This window comes from Streptomyces sp. NPDC079141 (assembly GCF_040686775.1).
Lineage (GTDB): Bacteria > Actinomycetota > Actinomycetes > Streptomycetales > Streptomycetaceae > Streptomyces.
The window spans coordinates 47334-68378 of the sequence record NZ_JBFBLP010000001.1; the positions used below are offsets into that span (position 1 = coordinate 47334).

Consider the following 21045-nt stretch of genomic DNA (forward strand, 5'->3'; position numbering starts at 1 on the left):
CTAGGCGGCTACGCCGCCGCCTTCTCGGCAGCCCCGTCAGGCGCGGCGGCCAGGCGGTGCTTGCGCTTGGGCAGGCCGAAGGTGGGGTGCGCGGTGCCCAACAGCGACCCCTTGACGATGGCACGCTTGATCCGCGCGGCCTTCCGGCCGCCCACATACCTCGGCTTCGCCTGCCCTTCGTCGTCGACCATCTGCAGCATTCCGTCCCGCCGCCCGAGGCTGATGTGGTTGAACACGTAGACCAGCTTGGTGTGGGGGACCTTGCCGCCGGTCAGGCGGCCCACGATCGCTCCGATCGCCTGCCGGCCGGTGTAGCCGGCCGAGCCGCAGGACATCGGCATCGGCCGACCGTTGTCGCCGATGGCATGGACGGCGTCGCCGGCGGCGTAGACGTTCGGGTGCGAGACCGACCGCATGGTGCGGTCGACGACGATCTGACCGTTCTCGACGACCTCAAGGCCGCTGGCGGCGGCGATGGGGTTGACCGCGAACCCGGCCGTCCACACGGTCGCGTCGGATGCCAGGGCGGTGCCGTCGGCGCACAGCACCCGCGTCGCTTCGACGGCTTCGACGCTGGTGTGCTCCACGACGGTGATGCCCAGCCGGTCGCAAGCCCGGCGCAGGTGACCGCGGGCTCCGGCGGAGAGCCGAGCGCCCAGTTCGCGGCGGGCGATCAGCGTTACCCACAGGCCGGGCCGGGCTTCGGCGAGCTCGGTGGCGGTCTCGATGCCGGTCAGCCCGTCGCCGACGACCAAAACCCGCCCGCCTTCGCCCCGCTTGACCAGGCTGTCCAGACGGTCGCGCAGGCGCAGCGCCGAGGGCCGGCCGGCGACGTCGAAGGCGTGCTCGGCGACGCCGGGGACGCCCTGGTCGGCGACGCGGCTGCCGAGCGTGTAGAGAAGCGTGTCGTAGGCGAGTTCGCCGCCGCCGTGGGCGTCGGCCACGGTGACGACCTGACGCTCGGGGTGAACGGCGGTGACATGGGCCAGTCGCAGCCGTATCCCCGTGCCCGCGAAGACGTCGGCCAGCTGCGGAGCCTCGACGTCGTGGCCGGCCGCGAGCTGGTGCAGCCGCAGCCGCTGGACGAAGTCCGGCTCGGCGTTGACCACGGTGATCTCGGCGTCCGCCGGGGACAGCCGGCGGGCCAGGTTCCCGGCCACGTAGGCCCCGGCGTATCCGGCGCCGAGGATGACGATGCGGTGCTTCATGTCTGGCTCCTGTCGGTTCGCTTGGCTCCGTGGGTTGAGCGGGACAGCGCCCCGATTCCTGACAGGAATCGCATGTGATGTGGATCACAGCACACCAGGAGTGCCGCACAACAATGCGCGCGACGCCTTTTCAAAACCACGAGCAACCCCCTCACAGCTGACCTATGTTGATCACTGCCGCCGACAGCGAGACCCGGCGGGCCCTTGCCGGGCCGAGCCCCCAATCCCACGGAATGAGAGGCACCGCATGCGCGTGCTGTTAATGGCCTACGGGTCGCGCGGAGACGTCGAACCGCTGGTGGCGGTCGCGCTCCAACTGCGGGACCTCGGAGTCGACGTGCGGATGTGCACGCCTCCGGACTTCGCGGAGCTGTTCGACTCCGTCGGCCTCCCCCTGGTGCCGATCGGCGAGCCGGTGCGCCCGTTCGTCAAGGACGTGCTCACCGGGAAGACGAAGGTTCCCGCGGAGGGGCTGCCCGCACGCGCCGCCGCGATGACCGCCACGACGTACGAGGCAGCCGTCGCCGCTGCCGAGGGATGCGACGTGATCCTGGGGACCGGCCTGCTCCCGGCCGCGGCCGGCGCGAGGACGGCAGCCGAGCACCTGGGCATCCCCTACCTGTTCGTTGCCTACTTCCCCGCCTACCTGCCCTCGCCCCACCACCCGCCGTTCGAGCGGCCGGGCCGGCCGTTCCCGCCCGGCGTGACCGACAACCGAAAGCTGTGGGACCTGGACATCGAGACCATGAACGTCCTGTTCGGGACCGGTCTCAACGCCCACCGGGAGTCCATCGGCCTGCCGCCGGTGGACCACTTCCGCGACTACGTGCTCACCGACCGCCCCTGGCTGGCCGCCGACCCCGTGCTCGCCCCGTGGCAGGAGCCGGCGGACCTCGACGTGGTGCAGACCGGCGCATGGTTCCGTACGGACGACCGCCCGCTGCCGGCCGACGTGGAGGCGTTCCTCCGTGCCGGCGAGCCGCCGGTGTACGTGGGGTTCGGCAGCATTCCCATGCGCGACGCGGACGACGTGGCCCGGGCGGCCGTCGAGGCGGTCCGGGCGCAGGGCCGCCGAGTGCTCCTCTCCCGCGGCTGGGCCGACCTGGCCGTGGCCGACGACCAGGACGACTGCTTCGCCGTCGGCGAGGTCAACCACCACGCCCTGTTCCCCCGGGTCGCCGCCGTCGTCCACCACGGCGGCGCGGGCACCACGACCACGGCCGCCCGGGCCGGTGCGCCCCAGGTGGTCGTCCCCCAGATGGCCGACCAGCCGTACTGGGCCGGCCGCGTGGCCGACCTCGGCATCGGCGCGGCACACGACGGCCCGCACCCGACCTTCGAGTCGCTGTCGGCCGCGCTCGGCGTCGCCCTGACTCCCGAGACCCGAGCCCGGGCAGCCGCCGTGGCGGACACGATCCGCACCGACGGCGCGGCGGTGGCCGCGAAGCTGCTGCTCGACAAGGTCGGCTGAGCAGGCTTCTCGACCAAGGGGCCCGCCACCCAACGGTGGCGGGCCCCTTGGTCTGTCCCGCGCCCAGTACGCCGGGATGGAGGATTACGCGACGGCCGCGGGTCAGCCGTTCGAATCCAGGGACCCCCGGGCCAAGTCGCCAACAGACAGGTCGGCCTGCCAGCGGGCCCGCAGCACTCCGTCGCTGTCCGGCATGACAGCGGAGAGCAGTGGGACACGATCATCGGCGTACATGGACAGAAGTGATGCGGCGTCGGCATCGGCCATCCGGGCAGCCAGCTCCGGGTACGTGTCCTCGTCGGCGACAGCACTGTGCATCCGGCCGTCCTTGTCCTGCCAGACACCCTCCACGAGGCCTTCGGCGGGGAGGGCGCCGAGGACGGCAGCGACGTCGGAGGACAGGTCCGGCCACACGGCCAGGCGAGCGCGCGGAGCGAGAGCGGCGCGCACCGCGTCGACGGTGTCAGGGGTGAGGCGATGCCATCGCGAGGCGTTCTGGACGTACATCTCCTCCAGGAGTCCAGCGCGACCGTCGGCAACTGTCCTGCGCACACCGGCCCAGAATTCGTCGTCGCCCGGCCGTAGGACGCCGTCCTCCTCCGGCTCGAAGGCGTGCGGGGAAACGTCGATGCGTTCCGGGAACAGGCCCAGCTTGCGGGTGCGGGCAAGCGCCCGGTGGCAGGGCCGGCAGCTACCGACGTAGAGGTACTGGTCCCATCCGACGTGCACGGTGAAGGCCCCCTCCGCCTCCAGCCGGCAGCAAGCACCGCTGTCCCGCAGCATGAGCCGCACCAGCTCCGACGCGATGTGCAGCGACACCTCTGCCCCGTCGTGGAAGCCGGCAAGTCCGCCCGCAAGGACGCCGTCGAGCCCAAAGCCGTCCAGAGGCGCCTCGACGCCGAAATGGACGAACGACGAGACCTGCGGCTCGCGGACGGACAGGCGGTCGATGCCGGTGTCCGCTGCGAATGCCTTGACCGCCTGAAGATAGGCCGCCTCCGTCTCGCCGTGATCGCTCGTGGTGTCCTCGACGCCGATGTAGTGCCCGTGGTCGTCGCGGTCGGCGGGGTCGTACTTGGTGACGCGGTAGATGTAGGGGAGCTGCACATCGCCATCTTCCAGCGCTGCGCTGCGGCAGTGCCACGGATTTGAGACGGGGCGTCGGCGGCGGAGTCCACCACCGGATGGGTGTCAGTGCTGAGGGCTAGGGTCTGTCCGCGAGAGCCGCGCGCGCGGACAGACCGCCGTATGGAGGGGACTGGATGGACCGGGCACCTGCGGAGAACGGGCTGCGCTGGATAGCCGAGGCCTACAGCATCAGCTTCACGCTCACCCTCAGCGAGAGGCTCTCGCCGTACGAGCTGCTGCGCGGCGTCGGCGCCGAGGAACACCGCATCGTCTCGCTGACCCGGTCCGCGGCGGACATGCTGTTGCTCAGACAGACGGACGACCACATCAGTGACCTCGACTTCCTGGACTGGGAAGACGAAGCGGCGGTTGCCCGACTGACGGACGCGGGCTTTCTGCCCACCCCGCCGGCCACGATCGTCAGAGCGGGCTCGGTGCCCGGCTGGGCGTACGCGCTGGAGACATCCAGCTGCCACACGGGGACCTACCTCGCGGCACTGTCCGAGCGAGGGCGGGCGTTCTGCGTCCATCGCAACGCGAAAGGCTTCAGCCGCGTCGACTACGCCCTGCACGGCGAGCTGGTGACGTCCTTCGAGCCCGGCCTGCCGCACCTGACGGACGGCACCCCGGCCGAGTTGTCGCTCGGCTTCGCGCACGGCGGCGACGAGGTGGGTGACGTCGCTTTCCTGAGGTTCCTTGAGGACGAACTCCGTATCCGCCTCTCCTGGGAGGAAACGGAGTCAGAGCTGCCGGCGGCGGCTTTCGCCTGACATCGGCGTCGGTGAGGAACGTCCGGTCCGCGGCCACTGCCGCCAGGCAGATCAGCCGGCGGGAAACTCGGGAGACGGACGAACTCGCCGTTGTGTCATACGAAGTACGGCACGTGGGGTGGCCACGGGGCGGGCAGCGGCAGGCACGGCTGAGACTGACACGGCGGCGAGCACGGCCCAACCAGGTGCGTGGACGGGGCAGCGCCAGGAAGAGCCGCAGCGGTGGTGGAGACCGCGATCAGAATCCGCACCGCGTCCACCGGGGCGATGCTGGACGTCGGCCGCCCCCCTACCCGCGTATCAGGGGCGGAAGACGTCAGCGTGTGCGGCGGCCCATTGGGCGAAGGTCCGCGGCGCACGGCCGACAACCTCCTCGACCGCTGAAGTCACCCTGGCCACCGTCTCGGGCACGGTCGCCCACATGTGCAGCATGAACTCGATGCCCTCCTCGGGCCAGCCCTCGGCCCGCCATTGCCGACGTGCCTGATCATCGGTCAGCTCGGTGAAACGGATCTCACGGCCGGTCGCCGCCGCGATGGCGGACACCTTGTCGGCCGGCGTGAGCGCTTCGGGCCCCGACACGATGAAACTCCTTCCCGCGTGGCCGCCCCCGGCGAGCACAGTAGCGACAACGTCGGCGACATCTGTCTCGTCCGCCGAAGCGGTCCTGCGATTCGCGTACGGCTCGCGGACCTCCGCCGTAGTGCGTATGGCCTCAGCCCACCCCAACGCGTTGGACATGAAGTCGATCGGCCAGATGAACGTCCACTCCAGATCGCTGTCACGCACGGCTTGTTCCAGCTCTCCGTCTTCGCCGACCGACAGGACCGTCAGCCGCCGTACACCCGCCTCGGCGGCCATCGCCATGATCTGCGGCCCTGTACGCAACGGGGCGTGGTCGTGCCCGGTGGCCCCGAGCAGGTGCACGGCGGAGACTCCGTCGAGAGCCGCCGCCAGCGTCTGTGGCTTCGTGAGGTCGCCACCCACCACTTCGATGTCGTCGGGCAGACCAGTCGCCTCGGCCGGGTTACGCGTGAGCGCGCGAACGGTCTGTCCGGTTTGCCGAAGTCGCTCGACCACGTGGCGCCCCATGGTCCCCTTCGCACCGGTAACGAGAATTGTCATGTCGCTCCTTGCCTGCTCCTTGTTCAGGTGGGCACCGCTCTGAGTGGTGGTCAAACCTTCCGGTTGCTCGGCCGCGGACGACAGTAGGCGGTATCTGGGTCAGATTCTGTCCGCAATCCGATCACCAACCTTGCCCTTGTCGGTCCTGCCGCAGTAAATGCCGGATCTACTGCGGCAGAGCCCGGCCTTGGGCACATCGGTACAGCGGTTATCGGTGACACTGATCATGAACGGCGTAGCGTTCGGCCCATTCCCACACGGGCACCACCTCGGCCAGCCAGTCCGGTGCCGCGCAGGCCAGCGCCTCCAGCGCGACCCACAGTGTCTCCCCGGCCAGCTCCAACCGGTTCGGATTGCGTACCGCCCCCAGCACGCGGGTGGAGTCCCTACGCTGCTTGCCACCGGCCTTCACCAGACCTCGGTCCTTGAGGGCGGTCAGGAGCAGGTCGAGCGCCCTTTCCTCCAGCCCGTTCGACTGAAGCGGGTACTACCCGCGTGAGCCGGCTGGCTGAGTTCCGGCTACTTCAGGAGCCGGAAACCGGGCTGTTGGGCCCACGCTCGGAGGAACTCCGCCGAGCCGTACGCGGCGGGCCACGGATCGGTCATCGTTGCGACGATGCCCGGAAGGCCGGCCACGATTGAAACCTGGTCTTCTCGCAGTTCGGCGTTGGCGACACCACCGATCACATCCATGACGGCGGCGGTCAGCAGCGCCGTGACGAGGTGGTCGACAGGACGGCTGCAGAACGCGATGACGTCGACGGCGTGGGTGGGGGTGAAGCCGATGAGGGGTCCCTGGTCGACTTCGTCGGCGTGCTCGGCCTCGAAGATGACCTCGTCACCGATCCCAGGCCCCATAAAAGAGACCAGGACGGGCCGACGTCCGTCTACGTCCCCGGCGTCCGTGATCCCAAGGCTCTCCGCGTGAATATTCAGGTCGTACTCGCCGACCCGCTTCTCCGGGTCCGCTCATGGCCCAGAGCCTAACCAGCCGGGACTGTCACCCCCAACAGGATGATCTTGCTTCAGCAGCTCCCCGCGCAGGCGCGGGTCTAGCGCCGGGCGGCACGTCCGAGGTCAAAGTTCGGTCGTCCAAATTCCAACTGGGTGCTCACTCGGCGGCAACCACAGCTGAGGCTGTGACTCGCGATGCCTCTCCTGAGCCTGTTCTTCCCAGTGGAAGCGGTCATCCGCGTCGGGCCACGCAACTTGCAACACGGGAAAAGGCGGCCGCCGGTAGAACCCGATCGCCCGTCCAAAGAAGGTCCGGTACCAGCGGAGATCCACACTCCTGAGCGCAACTTGGTGACCATCGACAACATCAGGATGCCTCTGACCGTCAGCCACAACAGCACCCGCGGCGGCCTTCGCTCCGAGCCTGTTGAGCATGCGGTGCATGGCGTGGACATCGAGTCCGAACATGGCTAGTTCAGGTGCGCCGTGAGTGTGGGCGAGGCCGATCGTATAGGCGAATCCAGGACCGACCTCGTCCTCGGGAACCATCACGACGTGCCATCCGTGCTGCTGCACGTTCTCGGTGATCGTCAGATCCACGCGGTCCGCTTCGTCTCGGTCACCGTAGTCATGGCAGAGGACGCAGCGGCACCGGAACGGATCAACGGTCATGCACGGAGGCTACGCGGTGAGCGTTCGAGTCAGGCAGTCGGGTTTCGCGGCGGCCCCCGCAATCGAACGACATCGTTTCCCTCCGCGACGTCGCAGTGCAGTGCGAGACGGTCAACGGCGTCCCGTAGAACGCCGGACCGACCGCGCCACCACCAGACGCGACCTCCTGCCCTTCCTCGATGGGTGCCGACGCGTCTTCCCGCAGGAGCGCTTCGCGCTGCGCCGTCCTTCGTCATGAACGAAGCCACGGTGCACTACTGCGATCTGGGGAACCTGCCGGGTTTGGTGCCGTGAGTCCAGATCCCGATGCTGGCCTGAGGCGGATCCTGTGAGGCACCGTGGGCGCTTACCTGCCTACGACAGGAGGAAAGGAAGAAGAGTTGAGACTCTGCCAAGGGATTGCCGTGATGGGAGCCGTGAATCTGGGTCTCACGGTCAGTGTGCTGGGTGGCATGGCTCATGCGGACATCCCGGACGCCAATGGCGTATACACCGGTTGGTGAGACCGCCCCTGCACGTCCGGAGTCCCGCTACACTCCCGCCACCCGGCGAAAGACCAGGTCAGACAGCGAACTCCTGCTGGAGTACTAAGAGGTGTCTTGCGGCCGTGGCCCGGGCGCGCGCTGGTAGCGGTCGCCGAGGACACGTACGAGGTCGACGAGTTCCGCGGGCTCGGTCACCGTGAAGTCGACGCCGAGCAGGCCGAGGTGGACGGCGAGCGCCTCGACGCTGTCCGCGCCGGTGTCCAGCAGACAGTGGGTGTCGTCGACCGCCGTGATGGTGCCGATGGCCGGATTGATCCGCTCGGCGAGCTGTTCGGCCGGTGCGTGGACGACGACTTGGGCCCGGTACCGCCAAGCGGCCGACGACACGCCCCGGCGTACCTGGTCGACGGCTTCCTCGGGGAGGTCGCGGGGGGTGAACCTGGGACCCGTCGGGGTGCGTGGGTGGAGGCGGTCCACCCGGAACGTCCGCCAGTCGTTCCGTTCGACGTCGAACCCGACGAGGTACCACCGGCGTCCCCAGGTGACCAGCCGGTACGGTTCGACCTCGCGCCGGCTCTCGGAGCCCTCGTGGCTCCGGTAGTCGAAGCGCAGGCGCTCGTGGTCCCGGCAGGCGGCGGCGAGGGCGCTCAGCGTGTCGGCGTCCACCCGCGGGCCCGGGTCGTCGCGCGGCACCGCCTCGGCATACTGCTTGAGGGCGTCGACGCGACGCCGGAGGCGGGTCGGCAGCACCTGTTCCAGCTTGGCCAGTGCGCGCAGCGAGGTCTCCTCGACGCCGGTGATGGTGCCCCCGGCGGCCGTGCGGAGCCCGATCGCCACCGCGACCGCCTCTTCGTCGTCGAGGAGCAGGGGCGGCAGCGCGGCGCCGGCGCCGAGTCGGTAGCCGCCCACCGCGCCTCGGGTGCCGTGCACCGGGTAGCCGAGGTTGCGCAGGCGTTCCACGTCGTTGCGGACGGTGCGGGTGGTGACCGCCAGCCGTTCGGCCAGTTCGGCGCCGGTCCAGTCGCGGGGCGTCTGGAGGAGTGAGAGCAGGCGCAGCAGTCGCGCCGAGGTTTCCAACATTCTTCGGAGTCTGCCGGTCTATTAGGAACGCATCTTTCCTCAATGGATCCTACGTTGATGCCCATGACGAACGACACCACGATCGCCCCGTTCCGGATCGATATCCCCCAGGCAGACCTCGACGACCTCCAGCAGCGGCTGGCGCGGACCCGGTGGGCGGAGGAACTGCCCGCGGGCGAGTCGGCGTCGGCGGGCCCGGTGCCGCCCGGTTGGGAGTACGGCGTCCCGGTGGGCTACGTCAGGAAGCTGGTCGAGCGGTGGCGCACCGGCTACGACTGGCGGGCCTGGGAGGCGAAGCTCAACGCGTACCCGCAGTTCACCACGGAGATCGACGGCCAGAACGTCCACTTCCTGCACGTGCGCTCGCCGGAGCCGGACGCGACGCCGCTGATCCTGACCCACGGCTGGCCGACCTCGGTGGTCGAGTGGCTGGACGTGATCGGCCCGCTCAGCGACCCGCGGACCCACGGCGGCGACCCGGCGGACGCCTTCCACCTCGTCATTCCCTCGGTGCCGGGCTTCGGCTTCTCCGGGCCGACCCGGGAGCGTGGCTGGGACCGGTACCGGGTGGCCCGGGCCTGGGCCGAGCTGATGCGCCGGCTGGGGTACGACCGGTACGGCGCGGTCGGCAACGACGGCGGGGCGCTGATCTCGCCCGAGGTGGGTCGGGTCGACCCCGAGCACGTCTGCGGCGTGCACGTGACGCAGGTCTTCTCGTTCCCGTCGGGTGACCCCGCCGAGCTGTCCGGTCTCTCCGAGGAGGAGCGCGACAAGCTCGCGTTCGCCGAGTGGTTCGTCCAGAATCGGGGCGCGTACGACAAGCTCCAGTCCACCGAGCCGCAGAACCTGGCGCACGCCCTGGCCGACTCCCCGGCCGGCCTGCTGGGCTGGCACGCGCAGCTGCTCGGGCCTTCGCTCGACCCGGACTACGTGCTCACGAACGTGATGGTCTACTGGCTGACCAACACGGCCGCCTCGGCGGCCCGGTTCTACTACGAGGACGCGGCGGCGGCCCCCGTCCAGCAGAAGTCGAACGGCCGGGGCACCACCGTGCCCGAGCCGACCACCGTGCCCCTCGGCCTGGCCAACTTCGCCTGGGACTTCCCGTCCGTCCGGACGTTCGCCGAGCGCGACCACACGAACATCGTCTCCTGGAACGTCTACAACCGGGGCGGCCACTTCGCCGCGCACGACGCCCCCGACCTGCTCGTCGACGACGTCCGGCAGTTCTTCGGCAAGGTTCGCTGATCCACCGCCGGTTGTCGGCGGACCCGCTCGGACCCCTTGTACCCATGTATGCACACGGAAGGAATTCCCATGTACCTCGTCATCGGTGCCACGGCTCACTTCGGACGTCAGGCGGTGGAGGAGTTGGTCGCCGCGGGTGCCCCGGTGCGGGCGCTGACCCGTACCCCGGAGCGGGCCGGACTCCTAGAGGGAGTCGATGTCGTCCGGGCCGACCTGACCGAGCCCGAGACGCTGCCGGCGGCGCTGGCTGGCGTCGAGGCAGCCTTCCTGGTGCTGCAGTACGGGATGGATGTCGGTCCACTGCTGGCGGCCGCGGGCCGGGCCGGAGTGAAGCGTGTGGTGTTCCTGTCCTCGGGAGCGGTCGTCCCGGGCGCCGAACGGCAGCCCGACGTGATCGCCCAGTACCACCGCGATGTCGAACGGGCCGTCGAGGAGTCCGGCATCGAGTGGACGTTCCTGCGGCTGCTGTTCCCCGCCGTCAACTCGTTGACGTTCGCGATGCAGCTCCAGGGCGGTGACGTCATACGCGCGCCGTACACCGAAGCGGCCTTCAGCGCCGTGCACGAGCGGGACGTCGCCGAGGCGGCGGCACGGATCCTGGTCGGCGGCGGGCACGCGGGGCGGGCCTACGACCTGACCGGGCCCGAGTCGCTGACCCAGGCGCAGCAGGTCCGCGTCCTCGGCGAGACGCTGGGACGCCCGCTCACGGTCGAGGACCTCGACCCGGAGCCCGTCCTCAAGCAGATGAGCCAGTTCATGGATCCCGAGTTCCTGGCCGCGCTGTTCGCCCTCATGGCGCAGGCGGTCGGCAAGCCCGCGCCGGTCACCAACGTCGTCGAGCAGATCACCGGCCACCCCGCGCGGAGCTACGCCCGGTGGGCCGCGGATCACCGGGCCGACTTCGGCGGCTGACAGCCGACCCCGGCAGCTGTGAGCCGGCCCCGGCGCCCACCGGATTCCGGGGGCCGCCGGGGTCGGGCCGTACTGTCGTATGTGCATCAGAACGGCCGCTCCGGCCGAACTTCCGCTGCTCCAGGACATCGAACGGGCGGAGGGCGAGCCCTTCCGTTCTCTCGGGATGGGGGCTGTCGCGGATGACGACCCGCTGCCCCTGGAGGTCCTGGAGACGTACCGCCGCGAGGGGCGGGCCTGGGTCGCGGTGGACGCGGACGACCGGCCCGTCGCCTATCTGCCCTCGGACACCGTCGACGGATCCGCCCACATCGAGCAGGTGTCGGTGCACCCCGACGCCGCCCGGCGGGGCGTGGGCCGGGCGCTGATCGAGCACCTGGAGGCGGTTGCCGGGGAGCAGGGCCTCGCGGCCCTGACCCTGACGACCTTCACCGAGGTCCCGTTGAACGCCCCGTACTACACGCGGCTCGGCTTCCGCGCGCTCGCCGACTCCGATCCGGCGCTGACGGACGGCCTGCGCGCGATCAGCCGCGCGGAGGCCGCCCACGGCCTGTCGGCCTGACCCCGGATCTGCATGCGCAGGGAGATCCTCGTGCGCGGCGAGGTGTCCGGAGCCGTCTAGTACTCCAGCAGGAGTTCGCTGTCTGACCTGGTCTTTCGCCGGGTGGCGGGAGTGTAGCGGGACTCCGGGCGTGCAGGGGCGGTCTCACGGAGACCGCCCCTCGATCGTGCGACAACGCCGCAGGTAGTGAGAGCGGCTCCGCGCCGCTGGTGGAGGACACGCGATGGCCGGCTCCGTCGGCCCCGATACGGCGACGCTCCGCGTCGCCACCATCCGGTTCGCTTCACCACCGGCCTGACGGCCGATGCACAGCGAATGAATCCGGTAGCGCGACGTCCTGATCGGCCATCAGGGGCCACCGCCCGTCACGGTGGCCCCTTGACATATCTGGCTCACCAGGGCACTACGCCGGCGTCGTCGAAGAACTGTCCGGTGGGGCCGTCGTCGGGCAGGGTCGCGAGTTTGATGGCGATCGCCGCGCCCTGTTCGGGGGTGCGCACGCCGCGGAAGCCGTTGAGGTCGGTGGCGACGTAGCCGGGGCAGCCGGTGTTGATCAGGATGTTCGTGCCGCTCAGCTCCCGGGCGTACTGGACGGTGACGGCGTTCAGGAACGTCTTCGACGGCGCGTACGCCGCGGCCACCGGACCTGCCGTCTGCTCGGCGGCGGGTCCTGACTGCCGGGTGAGGGAGCCGACGCTGCTGGACATGTTCACGATCCGTGGTGCGGCGGAGCGGCGCAGCAGCGGCAGCATCGCGTTGGTGACGCGGATGACGCCGATCACGTTGGTGTCCACGACCGTGTGGATGGTGGCGGGGTCGATCCGGGTGGGCTCCTGTGGCATGTCGCCTGCGATGGCGGCGTTGTTGACGAGCACGTCGAGGCGTCCGGCCTGTTCGTCGATCAGCCGTGCGGCGGCGGTCGCGCTCGCGTCGTCGGTCACGTCCAGCGGTACGGGGAACGCGTCGATGCCGGCGGCGCGCAGTTTCTCCACCGCGGTGCTTCGGCGCCGGTCGTCGCGGGCGCCGACGCCGACGCTCCAGCCGAGGGTGCCCAGGCCTGCGGCGATCTCGAAGCCGATTCCCTTGTTCGCGCCGGTGACCAGCGCGATCGTCCGTTCAGTCATAGGGACGATGCTGCCTTCGGGTCTCGGCGGGGGTCCAAGACCGATCGGGTGCGCAACGATACCGTCAGGGTATTGATCCGGGATAGCGTGGCCGGATGGAGACCCGGGAACTGCGGTATTTCGTCGCTGTCGCTGAAGAGCTGCACTTCGGGCGTGCCGCGCAGCGGCTCGGGATCGCGCAGCCACCGTTGTCACGGGCGATTCAGCGGCTCGAACGCCGGCTCGGGGCAGTGCTGTTGGATCGGACCAGTCGCACTGTCACGCTGACCGAGGCCGGCTCGGTGCTGTTGGTCGAGGGCCGGGCGGCTCTCGACGCGGTCGAGGCCGCCGAGCGTCGTACCCGCCGCGCCGCCCTTTCCGTGACCGGTCGCCCCGGCCTGGTCCTGGTCGCGAAGGCCAGCGCGTCGAGGGCACTGCTGGCGCGACTGCTCGACGCGTACGCCGCCGAACCCGGCGCGGTCCCCGTCGACGTCATCCTGTGCGGTCCGGCCGAGCAGGAACGACTCCTGCGCGAGGGCCGGGCCGACGTGGCGCTGCTGCACCGTCCGTTCGACTCGACGGCCGGATTCCACACCGAGGAGCTCAGCACGGAGAGTCAGGTTGTGGTCCTGCCGGCCGGGCATCCGCTCACCGCCCGGGCCCATGTGCACATGGCCGACATCACCGGGCTGCCGGGCCTGCCCCTCCCACGCTGGCCCGACCCCGACGGCACCTACCCGCCCGGCCCCGGCCCGCAGGTCCGCGACCACGCGCAGTTGTTGCAGCTCGTCGCGCTCGGCCGTGCCTGTGCGGTCTCACCGGAGTCGTGCCGAGCCCAACTGCACGATGACCTCGCCGCCGTGCCCGTGCTGGACGCGCCGACAGTCACCACCGTGATCGCCTGGCCACCGCACAGCCGGTCCAGAGCCGTCGCCGACCTCATCCGGACTGCGACACGTCTCCTGTAGCTCCCACCCGCCCGGCCAGGCTCCATCCAGCGTGGCCCGGCTCAGGCGGCAGATCGCGGTGGGTGCACGCGGCTGGTGTCGGTCTGCGCGACCGGGTGACATCCATCTCGACCTCTCACACCTTCGCTTCATTCCTCCGGGCGCGCACGGAACTCGGACAACACCGAAGCGTCGAATCCGGGATCGTCGAGCTCCACGCTGAGCGCGTATGTGAAGTCCATGCTGTACCGCACCCGATGCACCACGGCCCGGTCAGTGAGGTTCTCGGCGAACTGCAGCGACGCACCATGAATGAGCTGGAAGCCGGGTTGGAGCGGGGCCTCAGCCGTTCCGGATACGACGGGCCGTGTCCACGAGTTCGGCAGGCAGGGCGGGGCCGGCGCATGCGTAATCGATCAGCAGGTCGCGGTAGGAGTCGTTCGGCAGGTTCGGCGCCAGTTCGATGAGTTCGCTCAGGTCGGCGGGCGAGCCGGTGAGGCGGGCTCGGTAGGCGGCACCGGCCGCGCGGAGGGTGAGTTCGGTCGGCTCGTGCTTCATTCCCCGGTCGATCAGCCGAACCGCTGCGGCGAAGTCGCCCTGTTCGGCGTGCACGTCGGCCAGGTCGAGGTAGAGCGACCAGTTGGCCGGATCCAGGACGAGGGCGCGCTCGAAAGCCGCCACAGTCTGTTCGGGATCGCCCAGCCGGCGCCACGTACCCGCTCGCACGACTTCCGTCATCATGATCCGCTCGACGGAGTCCGCCCGGTCGCAGAGGGCGAACGACCGATCGGTGAGACCGCATGCCCGCAGCAGGATCGCCATCTTGGCCAATGCATCCGGCAGCGGTTCACGGGCAGCGACCAGGTCGATGGCCTCGAACCAGGGCTGGAAGCGTTCCCGCATGCTTTCGGTGTCCAGGTCATGGCCGTAGTCCATCGTCCGCATGGCGGCCTCGGCCAGCGCGTCGGCGCTCACCGCGCCGAGGAATCGTTCATCGCCGAACCAGGGGGCTTTCGCCCATGCGACGGTGGGCTGTGCACCCGTGACCGATCCCATCGCCAGCGCCGCGGCGTCCATGTCGTCCTCAAGGAAGCTGATGTACGACTTCGCGAGCACTGCCCGCAAGGAGCGGGCATCCTGAACGGCCTCGGCCAACTCCGACGGCCTGTCCCTCCACAACTCGGCCAGAGCCAGGTAGGGCTCGGGGTTCTCAGGTGCGGCGGCGATGGCGCCCGCCAGGTAGTGCACGGCTGCCGCCGGGCTGTCTCCGCAGTGCGCCAGCACGCGCGCGAGACCTACTCCGGCTGTTACGGCCCGATTCGACATTGCCCGAGGATATCCCTGGGCTGGAGGCCTGCCGACCGGTCCCCCAAGTCCGCACGGAGAGATCACTTACTGGGCAACGCCCACGGCTTTGCGAGCGAGGAGGTGGACCTCCTGGAACTGCCGTCGGTCGGTGGGCTGAGGCTCGCGAACCAGCCGAGCCACCTCGACCAGTCCGACCGCGCGCAGCATCGCGGCGAGGTGATCGGGCCACCACCTGTAGGCCGGCGCGACTGCGTGATCGAAGACCTGCGTCGGGTGAGACGGATCCTCGCTTGCCGAGAAGCCGACCAGGAGGTGGCCGCCAGGTGCCAGCACACGGTGGAACTCGGCCAGGACGACGGGGAGTTCCTGCGGCGGAGTGTGGATGATCGACCAACGTGAGAGAACGCCGCTCAGCGCGCCGTCAGCGATGTCCAGTGCGGCCATCGAGCCCACCTCGAATCGCAGGGCCGGATAGGCCTGCCCAGCCAACTTGATCATTGCGGGAGAGGCATCCACCCCGAACGCCGCCAGCCCCAGCTCGTCCAGATAGGCCGTGACATCGCCGGGTCCACACCCCAGGTCCGCGACCCGCCCGTCCCCACTCGCCCGTACGACCTCGGCGAACGCGCTCAGGAACGCACGGTCCAGGGGCCTGTCGCGCAGCGCGTCGCGAAACAACTGCGCATACGTGGAGGCAGCAGCGTCGTAGGCCTCGCGGGTGGCACTGAAGGCATCGTGTTCGACCATGCTCGCGACAGTAGTTCCTGATGCCGAGGCGGGCCGCAGCGAACCACGATGTCCCGGTCGCTGTCGCAGTGTCACAAACGTGTTCGGAAACGGCTCTCACTCGGTGTGAGCAGGCGGAATCATCGCTCTCGTGAGGCACGATCACCGGGACATTCCGACTCCCCGGGGGACTACTCATGGCTCACGCAGCTCGCTCACGCCGTGCCACAGCCGCACTGGCCGCTCTTTCGCTCGGCATCCTGGCTCTGACCGCGTGCAACGGCGAAACCGACAAGGACACCTCCGCTCCGAGCGCCGCGGCGACCCCGTCCGATGCGGGCACGGACGAGGGCTCCGACACGCCCTCGACGGCCGGCCCGAGCGACGGCGGCAGCTCCAGCGGGGGCTCCTCCGGCGGCGGCAGCACCTCTTCGTCGCCGGAGCCCGCGGCCGACGACGGCCTGGACGGCGGCGTGGGCATGTGCGAGACGTCCGACTTGAGCTACAACGTCACTGTCGCGTCGCGGCCCGTCAACCACGCGTTGCTGACCGCCGTGAACACGGGCAGTGACCCCTGTCTGCTGCCGGCGAACGAGCTGGTGATCACGATCCCCGGCCTCGACGGCGCCGCCGAGCACATGGGACCCGAAGGTGAGGACTGGATCCTCAAGGCCGGCCAGAGCGCCTACGCCGGGATCATGTTCGCGCGTGCCGACACCGCGGGCGGCAAGAGCGCCGACAAGGTGGAGATCGCGCTCACCCCCTCCGAGAGCCCGACCACAGTGTCGATCAACGACGGCCCCGTCACGGTCAACGACGGCCAGGTCACCAGCTTCTTCGGCAGCGCCGAGGACGCACTCACCTACTGACCCCACCGTCCTCGGCAGGACAGCCGACCGCCGCACGGCAACCTGCACAAAGCCCCCGGCCCGCCATCCCCTGGCGGGCCGGGGGCTTCTCCTCACACTCGACGGACGCTCAGAACGTCCAGCGGGTGTGGCTGAACACCCCGCCGTCCCGGCCGAAGCCGTAGGCGGTGTGCGGGGCCACGCCGAAGACCGCCACCTCCCCCTTCCGGATGCCGTCCCCCATGCCGAAGAAGGTGCCCTCGGGCGACGTCATGTGCTCCCTGTACTTCGTTTCGTGGACGGCGATGATTTCCTCCAGCGCCGCCGGATCCGTAATCCGGTCCGCCACGCCCTCCACGATGACGTCGAGTCCTTCCGTGAGCACGTTCCGCCCGGTGGTGAGGGCGCAGTGCGGGTCGTGGGCGAGGTTCTTGGCCTTCTGTTCCTCGGGGCCGGTGGAGAAGTAGAGCCGGCCGTCGTGCCAGGCGCCGATCAACGGCGTGACGTGCAGCCGGCCGCCGGGCCGCACCGTGGACAGCCAGAAGATCTCGGCGGCCTCCAGCAGCCGCCGGGCCTCGGCCCATTCAACGGCGGTGACGGCCTCGGCCCCGGGGCGCGGGTTGGTCGCGGAACTGTAGCGGGCGTCGAGCTCACCCACCGGCTCCTGTGCGGAGTGCGCGGGCATGCGGGTTTCCTTTCTCGTCGTCTCTTGTCCTCTCCTTAACGACTGTCCCGCGAGGCAGTTTTCAGAGGCGGCCGACGCCGCCTTGCCGGTGCGACCGGCACGAGCAACCGGCGGTGATGTCGCCTCACGCGACGGCGGTGCCCTCAAGCTCGACCATCTGGCCGTCGATCGCCAGCCGTGTCACGCCGAGCATCGTGGTGGCCGGTGCCACCCCGGCGGCACCCAGCCGCGATGCCAGCAAGCCGTAGTGCGGGAAGAGCAGGTCGACGTCGGTGGTGTAGACGTTGAGCCGGACGAGGTTCGCCAGGGACATGCCTGCCTCGGCGAGTACGGCCTCCAGGTTGTCGAGGCTCAGCGCCAGCTGTGCGGCCATGTCACCGTCGTGCCGGGGCTTGCCGTCGCCGTCCGTCGCGGTCTGGCCGGAGCAGTACAGGGTCCGGGTGTGCCCCGATACGATCTCCCCCTGGTTGAAGCCCAACTCCACCGACCACGTCACCGGGTTGACTGCCGTTCGTTCCACTGCCACATCAGCTCCATTCGATTCATGGGGAGTTCGGACGTCCGGCGGTACAACAGCCGCCGCCGTCGATCTCGGTGCTGATGACCCTTCCAACAAATCACGACATCCTCGGTCATGTATTTCGGTACGGTTCCCGGATGCGTGCCGATCGCCTGGTCTCACTGGTGCTGCTGCTCCGTCAGCGCGGTCGGCTGACCGCGGACGCCATCGCCCGCGAGCTGGAGGTCTCCACCCGTACCGTGCTGCGCGACATCGAGGCGCTGTCCGCAGCCGGCGTCCCGGTCTATGCCGAACGCGGCCGACACGGCGGGTTCGGGCTGCTGCCGGGTTTCCGGACCGAACTCACCGGACTGAATCACGACGAGGCCCTTGCCCTGCTGACCGCCGGATCGGGGCGCGGCGAGCAGGTGTTCGGCCTCGGCTCGGCGCTCGCTTCGGCCATGCGCAAGGTGGTTGACGCGCTGCCCGAAGGCCATCGGAGCACCGCGAGCGACGCGGCCCGGCGCTTTCTCGTCGAGCCGGAGACCGACCTGCTCTCACGCCGGCCGGTCACCGAGGACGTACCCGACACGACCATGGCCGAGATCCGGCGCGCCGTGCTCGTCGGACACAAACTGCGCATCCACTACGCGGCCACGGACCAGACACCGAAGTGGCGCACGGTTGACCCCATCGGCCTGGTCACCGTACGCGACCGGAGCTACCTCCTGGCCACGAGATCCGGCGCGGACCGCACCTACCGGCTGTCGCGGGTGCTGGCCGCCGAGGAACTCCCCGAACCGGCCCAGCGACCCAACAGCGTTGACCTGGAGCGGGTCTGGCGCGAACGCTGCGCGCAGTTCCTGTCCAGCGACCACATCGCCGTGCAGATGCGGGTGAACCCCGAGCGGCGGGACTACCTGCTCGGCACCGCGGTGGCCGTCCGCGCCGCGGAGCCCGACGCAGACGGCTGGCTGCGGCTGGAAGCGACGTTCCAAGACCTGCGACACGCCGAGTGGGCGCTGTGGCAGCTCAGCACCGACGCGGAAGCCCTGACCCCGCAGTCGCTGCGCACCTCCCTGCGCAACCGCGCCGCAGCGTTCGCCGCCCGCTACACAGACTCGTCCTGACAGATGGTCAGGGCGACGCGCATCAACTCCGGGGGCGGATACCCGCTTTCCGCCGCTGCGAAAATTCGCTGTCCAGCCGCAGGAACTCAGTGATAGACAGCCGAAGTGCGAGAGACTCCGAAGTTCCCCGAACTATTGCGGCTGATCGACGAACGATCGACCGCCTTCCGCGCCACGGTCGCCTCCGCGCCCAGCCTCGACGTGCAGGTGCCGACCTGCCCCGAGTGGACGCTGTTCGATCTGGCACGACACCTGGGCGGAGGGGACCGCTTCTGGGCCGCCATCGTCGGCGCGGGCCCCGCCGACGCTCCCCCGGCCGAGGCCGCTGCGGAGCGCGCCGCCCTGGCCCCGCCGCGGGAACGCCAGGCTCTGGTGGCCTGGTTGGACGCATCGACGCAATCGCTGCTCAGCGCGCTGCGGGCGGCGGGCCCGGATCGCGGTTGCTGGACGTGGTGGGGTGCGTCGCAGTCGCCGCAGAACTCCGGTGGCGTTGCCCGGCACCGGGTCCAGGAACCCGCGGTGCACACCTACGATGTTCAAGTCGCCCTGGGCGCCCCGCAGCCGCTGCCGGACGAGGTGGCCCTCGACGGTGTCGACGAGTTCCTGACCACCTGCTGCGCAACAACTGCCGCTTGGCCGCACAAGCCCACGGCCTTCGACTTCCACGCCACCGAGGGCCACTCCTGGCGCCTCACGGTCGACGGTGCCGGAGCACGTTCCACCCCGCTGCCCGTCACCGGCGAGGGCCCGGACACGGCGGGCGTCTCTGTCCGGGGCACGGCCAGTGAGCTGGTCCTGTACCTCTACGACCGCATCCCGGCGGACTCCATGCAGGTCGACGGGGACGCAGGGCTGCTTGACCTGCTGCGCGCCTGGGAACCGGAAGAATAGGACCGCTCCACCAAGCGCTCGACTCGTCGTCGATGAATCGGGGGACACCATTCCACGATCGTGATGACCGGCGGCACGTCGGGATTCGGAGCGATTGCCGCGGAGCGGCTGATGCGGTCGGGCAGTGTCCGGCTGATCAGTGGTGCACGTCGGCCGATCTCTGCCGGTGAGTCGCTCCAGCTCGATCTGGGGGAACTCGACTCGGTGCGTGCCTTTGCGGCGCGCATCGGCGAAGGCCCGGGCGTGACTGCCGTCGACGCGCTCGTGCTCAACGCCGGCATCGTCCGTCCCACCCTCAACACCCGCACCGCCGCCGGCACCGCCTTGGCCGACCTGGCTCTCGGCCGCGTGACGCCCCCGAAAGGACACACCTACGCCGCCCTGCGGCGAGGGCGGCTCCGTTGGGTGCAGCCCTCGCAACTGGCGCGCAGAGACGATCTGGCCCAGGCGCTGTGGAGCGACAGCGCCCGGCTCGTCGGCCTGCCGGACTGACGCGGTGGATCAGACGGTGAGTTCCAGCGCGGAGTCGACGGGCAACCAGTGGAACAGCGCCCGGATGTGGTCGGGCGCTTTCGCCAGCTCCGCCTCGATGGCGCGCCGGCCTTCGTGGAAGTGTGACCATCCCTCGTAGTGGGTGGGCAGTACGGTGTGCGGGCGCAGGAGCCGGCACAGTTCCACTGCCCTGGCTGCCGTCATCGTGTAGCGGACCGGGCCGGTCACGGGGAAGCGGACACCGCCCAGGTGCAGCAGCGCGGTACCCACGTCGAGGCGGTGGGCGACCTCGCGTACACCGCCGTGGAGGACCGTGTCCCCGGAGATCCACAGTGCGCCGTGCTGCTGGCCCTCCCAGCGCAGGGCGAAGCCGGTCACGTCGCCGACCAAGAAACGGGACAGCGGCGGGCCGTGGCGCGCGGGGGTGGCGGTGACCTCGATCGTGGGCCGGCCGGGGGATTCCAGGCGCCAGGTCTGCCAGGGTGCGAGGCCGTGGGAGTTGCCGCGCAGGCGGCGTGCCCCGGACGGTGTGGTCAGAACGGTCCGAGCCGCGGGGAGCAGGGCGCGTCCGGCGGTGTCCAGGTTGTCGGCGTGGTGGTCGTGGGTCAGCAGCACCGCGTCCAGGGGCGGGAGTTCGGTGGGCTTGGTGGCCGGGCCCGAGGTCTTGCGCGAGGAGGTGCCCCAGCCGAAGGAGTAGCGGCGACCGGGCGGGTCGAAGGTCGGGTCCGTCAGCAGGCGCCATCCGGCCACCTCGATCAGGGTGGTCGGTCCGCCGATGTGGGTGATGCGGGCCTCGGTCAT

23 protein-coding genes and 1 pseudogene are annotated in these 21045 nt (G+C 70.0%); 10 read left to right on the forward strand and 14 right to left on the reverse strand.

Annotated features, from left to right (window positions below):
- Window positions 1–8: 8 nt before the first annotated feature.
- The gene (locus AB0Q90_RS00225) at window positions 9–1208 is read right to left on the reverse strand and encodes an FAD-dependent oxidoreductase (protein ID WP_363163806.1); all 1200 of its coding nucleotides are present in this window, start codon (window positions 1206–1208) and stop codon (window positions 9–11) included.
- A 247-nt stretch (window positions 1209–1455) separates the two neighbouring features.
- Here AB0Q90_RS00225 and AB0Q90_RS00230 point away from each other — a divergent pair, with 247 nt between their 5' ends.
- The gene (locus AB0Q90_RS00230) at window positions 1456–2679 is read left to right on the forward strand and encodes a glycosyltransferase (RefSeq protein ID WP_363163807.1); all 1224 of its coding nucleotides are present in this window, start codon (window positions 1456–1458) and stop codon (window positions 2677–2679) included.
- 102 nt (window positions 2680–2781) lie between these two features.
- On the opposite strand, the gene AB0Q90_RS00235 is transcribed toward AB0Q90_RS00230, so the two are convergent.
- Window positions 2782–3786, reverse strand: a complete 1005-nt coding sequence (locus AB0Q90_RS00235; protein WP_363163808.1) for an RNA-binding protein — start codon at window positions 3784–3786, stop codon at window positions 2782–2784.
- 155 nt (window positions 3787–3941) lie between these two features.
- On the opposite strand from AB0Q90_RS00235, the gene AB0Q90_RS00240 reads away from it, so the two are divergent.
- The gene (locus AB0Q90_RS00240) at window positions 3942–4577 is read left to right on the forward strand and encodes a DUF6461 domain-containing protein (protein ID WP_363163809.1); all 636 of its coding nucleotides are present in this window, start codon (window positions 3942–3944) and stop codon (window positions 4575–4577) included.
- A gap of 300 nt (window positions 4578–4877) precedes the next feature.
- On the opposite strand, the gene AB0Q90_RS00245 is transcribed toward AB0Q90_RS00240, so the two are convergent.
- From AB0Q90_RS00245 to AB0Q90_RS00265, 5 genes are all read right to left on the reverse strand, one after another.
- On the reverse strand, window positions 4878–5756 hold the full coding sequence (locus tag AB0Q90_RS00245) for an NAD(P)H-binding protein (RefSeq protein ID WP_363163810.1): 879 nt from the start codon (window positions 5754–5756) through the stop codon (window positions 4878–4880).
- A gap of 154 nt (window positions 5757–5910) precedes the next feature.
- Window positions 5911–6075, reverse strand: a complete 165-nt coding sequence (locus AB0Q90_RS00250; RefSeq protein WP_363163811.1) for a hypothetical protein — start codon at window positions 6073–6075, stop codon at window positions 5911–5913.
- Window positions 6076–6221: 146 nt separating this feature from the next.
- Window positions 6222–6638: a DUF6368 family protein gene (locus AB0Q90_RS00255; protein WP_363163900.1), complete on the reverse strand. Its 417-nt coding sequence runs from the start codon at window positions 6636–6638 to the stop codon at window positions 6222–6224.
- Between the two features lie 141 nt (window positions 6639–6779).
- Window positions 6780–7328, reverse strand: coding sequence for a DUF4262 domain-containing protein (locus tag AB0Q90_RS00260; RefSeq protein WP_363163812.1), 549 nt, complete (start codon window positions 7326–7328; stop codon window positions 6780–6782).
- Between the two features lie 587 nt (window positions 7329–7915).
- A complete protein-coding gene (locus AB0Q90_RS00265; protein WP_363163813.1) occupies window positions 7916–8893 on the reverse strand; it encodes a YafY family protein in 978 nt (325 codons plus the stop codon).
- A gap of 63 nt (window positions 8894–8956) precedes the next feature.
- Between AB0Q90_RS00265 and AB0Q90_RS00270 the strand changes: the two genes are divergently transcribed.
- The 3 genes from AB0Q90_RS00270 (at window position 8957) to AB0Q90_RS00280 (ending at window position 11615) form a co-directional block, all read left to right on the forward strand.
- Window positions 8957–10141, forward strand: coding sequence for an epoxide hydrolase family protein (locus tag AB0Q90_RS00270; protein WP_363163814.1), 1185 nt, complete (start codon window positions 8957–8959; stop codon window positions 10139–10141).
- 69 nt (window positions 10142–10210) lie between these two features.
- Entirely contained in the window at window positions 10211–11053 is an 843-nt protein-coding gene (locus AB0Q90_RS00275) for an NAD(P)H-binding protein (protein ID WP_363163815.1), read from the forward strand.
- 79 nt (window positions 11054–11132) lie between these two features.
- A complete protein-coding gene (locus AB0Q90_RS00280; protein ID WP_363163816.1) occupies window positions 11133–11615 on the forward strand; it encodes a GNAT family N-acetyltransferase in 483 nt (160 codons plus the stop codon).
- A gap of 392 nt (window positions 11616–12007) precedes the next feature.
- On the opposite strand, the gene AB0Q90_RS00285 is transcribed toward AB0Q90_RS00280, so the two are convergent.
- Window positions 12008–12739, reverse strand: coding sequence for an SDR family oxidoreductase (locus AB0Q90_RS00285; RefSeq protein WP_363163817.1), 732 nt, complete (start codon window positions 12737–12739; stop codon window positions 12008–12010).
- A 95-nt stretch (window positions 12740–12834) separates the two neighbouring features.
- Between AB0Q90_RS00285 and AB0Q90_RS00290 the strand changes: the two genes are divergently transcribed.
- Complete coding sequence (locus AB0Q90_RS00290; RefSeq protein WP_363163818.1) at window positions 12835–13686, forward strand: LysR family transcriptional regulator; 852 nt, start codon at window positions 12835–12837, stop codon at window positions 13684–13686.
- 140 nt (window positions 13687–13826) lie between these two features.
- Here AB0Q90_RS00290 and AB0Q90_RS00295 read toward each other — a convergent pair.
- The 3 genes and pseudogenes from AB0Q90_RS00295 to AB0Q90_RS00305 all read right to left on the reverse strand — a co-directional run.
- A pseudogene (locus tag AB0Q90_RS00295) lies at window positions 13827–13964 on the reverse strand (transposase); the annotation flags it as partial.
- A gap of 43 nt (window positions 13965–14007) precedes the next feature.
- On the reverse strand, window positions 14008–14949 hold the full coding sequence (locus AB0Q90_RS00300; protein ID WP_363163819.1) for a tetratricopeptide repeat protein: 942 nt from the start codon (window positions 14947–14949) through the stop codon (window positions 14008–14010).
- Window positions 14950–15057: 108 nt separating this feature from the next.
- Complete coding sequence (locus tag AB0Q90_RS00305; RefSeq protein WP_363163820.1) at window positions 15058–15720, reverse strand: methyltransferase domain-containing protein; 663 nt, start codon at window positions 15718–15720, stop codon at window positions 15058–15060.
- A 176-nt stretch (window positions 15721–15896) separates the two neighbouring features.
- On the opposite strand from AB0Q90_RS00305, the gene AB0Q90_RS00310 reads away from it, so the two are divergent.
- A complete protein-coding gene (locus AB0Q90_RS00310; RefSeq protein ID WP_363163821.1) occupies window positions 15897–16568 on the forward strand; it encodes a DUF4232 domain-containing protein in 672 nt (223 codons plus the stop codon).
- Between the two features lie 109 nt (window positions 16569–16677).
- Here the strand turns inward: AB0Q90_RS00310 and AB0Q90_RS00315 are convergent, their stop codons facing one another.
- Complete coding sequence (locus AB0Q90_RS00315; RefSeq protein ID WP_363163822.1) at window positions 16678–17232, reverse strand: pyridoxamine 5'-phosphate oxidase family protein; 555 nt, start codon at window positions 17230–17232, stop codon at window positions 16678–16680.
- A gap of 124 nt (window positions 17233–17356) precedes the next feature.
- Entirely contained in the window at window positions 17357–17752 is a 396-nt protein-coding gene (locus AB0Q90_RS00320) for a RidA family protein (protein WP_363163823.1), read from the reverse strand.
- Window positions 17753–17889: 137 nt separating this feature from the next.
- On the opposite strand from AB0Q90_RS00320, the gene AB0Q90_RS00325 reads away from it, so the two are divergent.
- From AB0Q90_RS00325 to AB0Q90_RS00335, 3 genes are all read left to right on the forward strand, one after another.
- Complete coding sequence (locus AB0Q90_RS00325; protein ID WP_363163824.1) at window positions 17890–18861, forward strand: WYL domain-containing protein; 972 nt, start codon at window positions 17890–17892, stop codon at window positions 18859–18861.
- Window positions 18862–18966: 105 nt separating this feature from the next.
- Window positions 18967–19752, forward strand: a complete 786-nt coding sequence (locus tag AB0Q90_RS00330; protein WP_363163825.1) for a maleylpyruvate isomerase family mycothiol-dependent enzyme — start codon at window positions 18967–18969, stop codon at window positions 19750–19752.
- A gap of 63 nt (window positions 19753–19815) precedes the next feature.
- On the forward strand, window positions 19816–20244 hold the full coding sequence (locus AB0Q90_RS00335; protein WP_363163826.1) for a hypothetical protein: 429 nt from the start codon (window positions 19816–19818) through the stop codon (window positions 20242–20244).
- Window positions 20245–20253: 9 nt separating this feature from the next.
- Here AB0Q90_RS00335 and AB0Q90_RS00340 read toward each other — a convergent pair whose 3' ends face one another.
- Entirely contained in the window at window positions 20254–21045 is a 792-nt protein-coding gene (locus AB0Q90_RS00340) for an MBL fold metallo-hydrolase (protein ID WP_363163827.1), read from the reverse strand.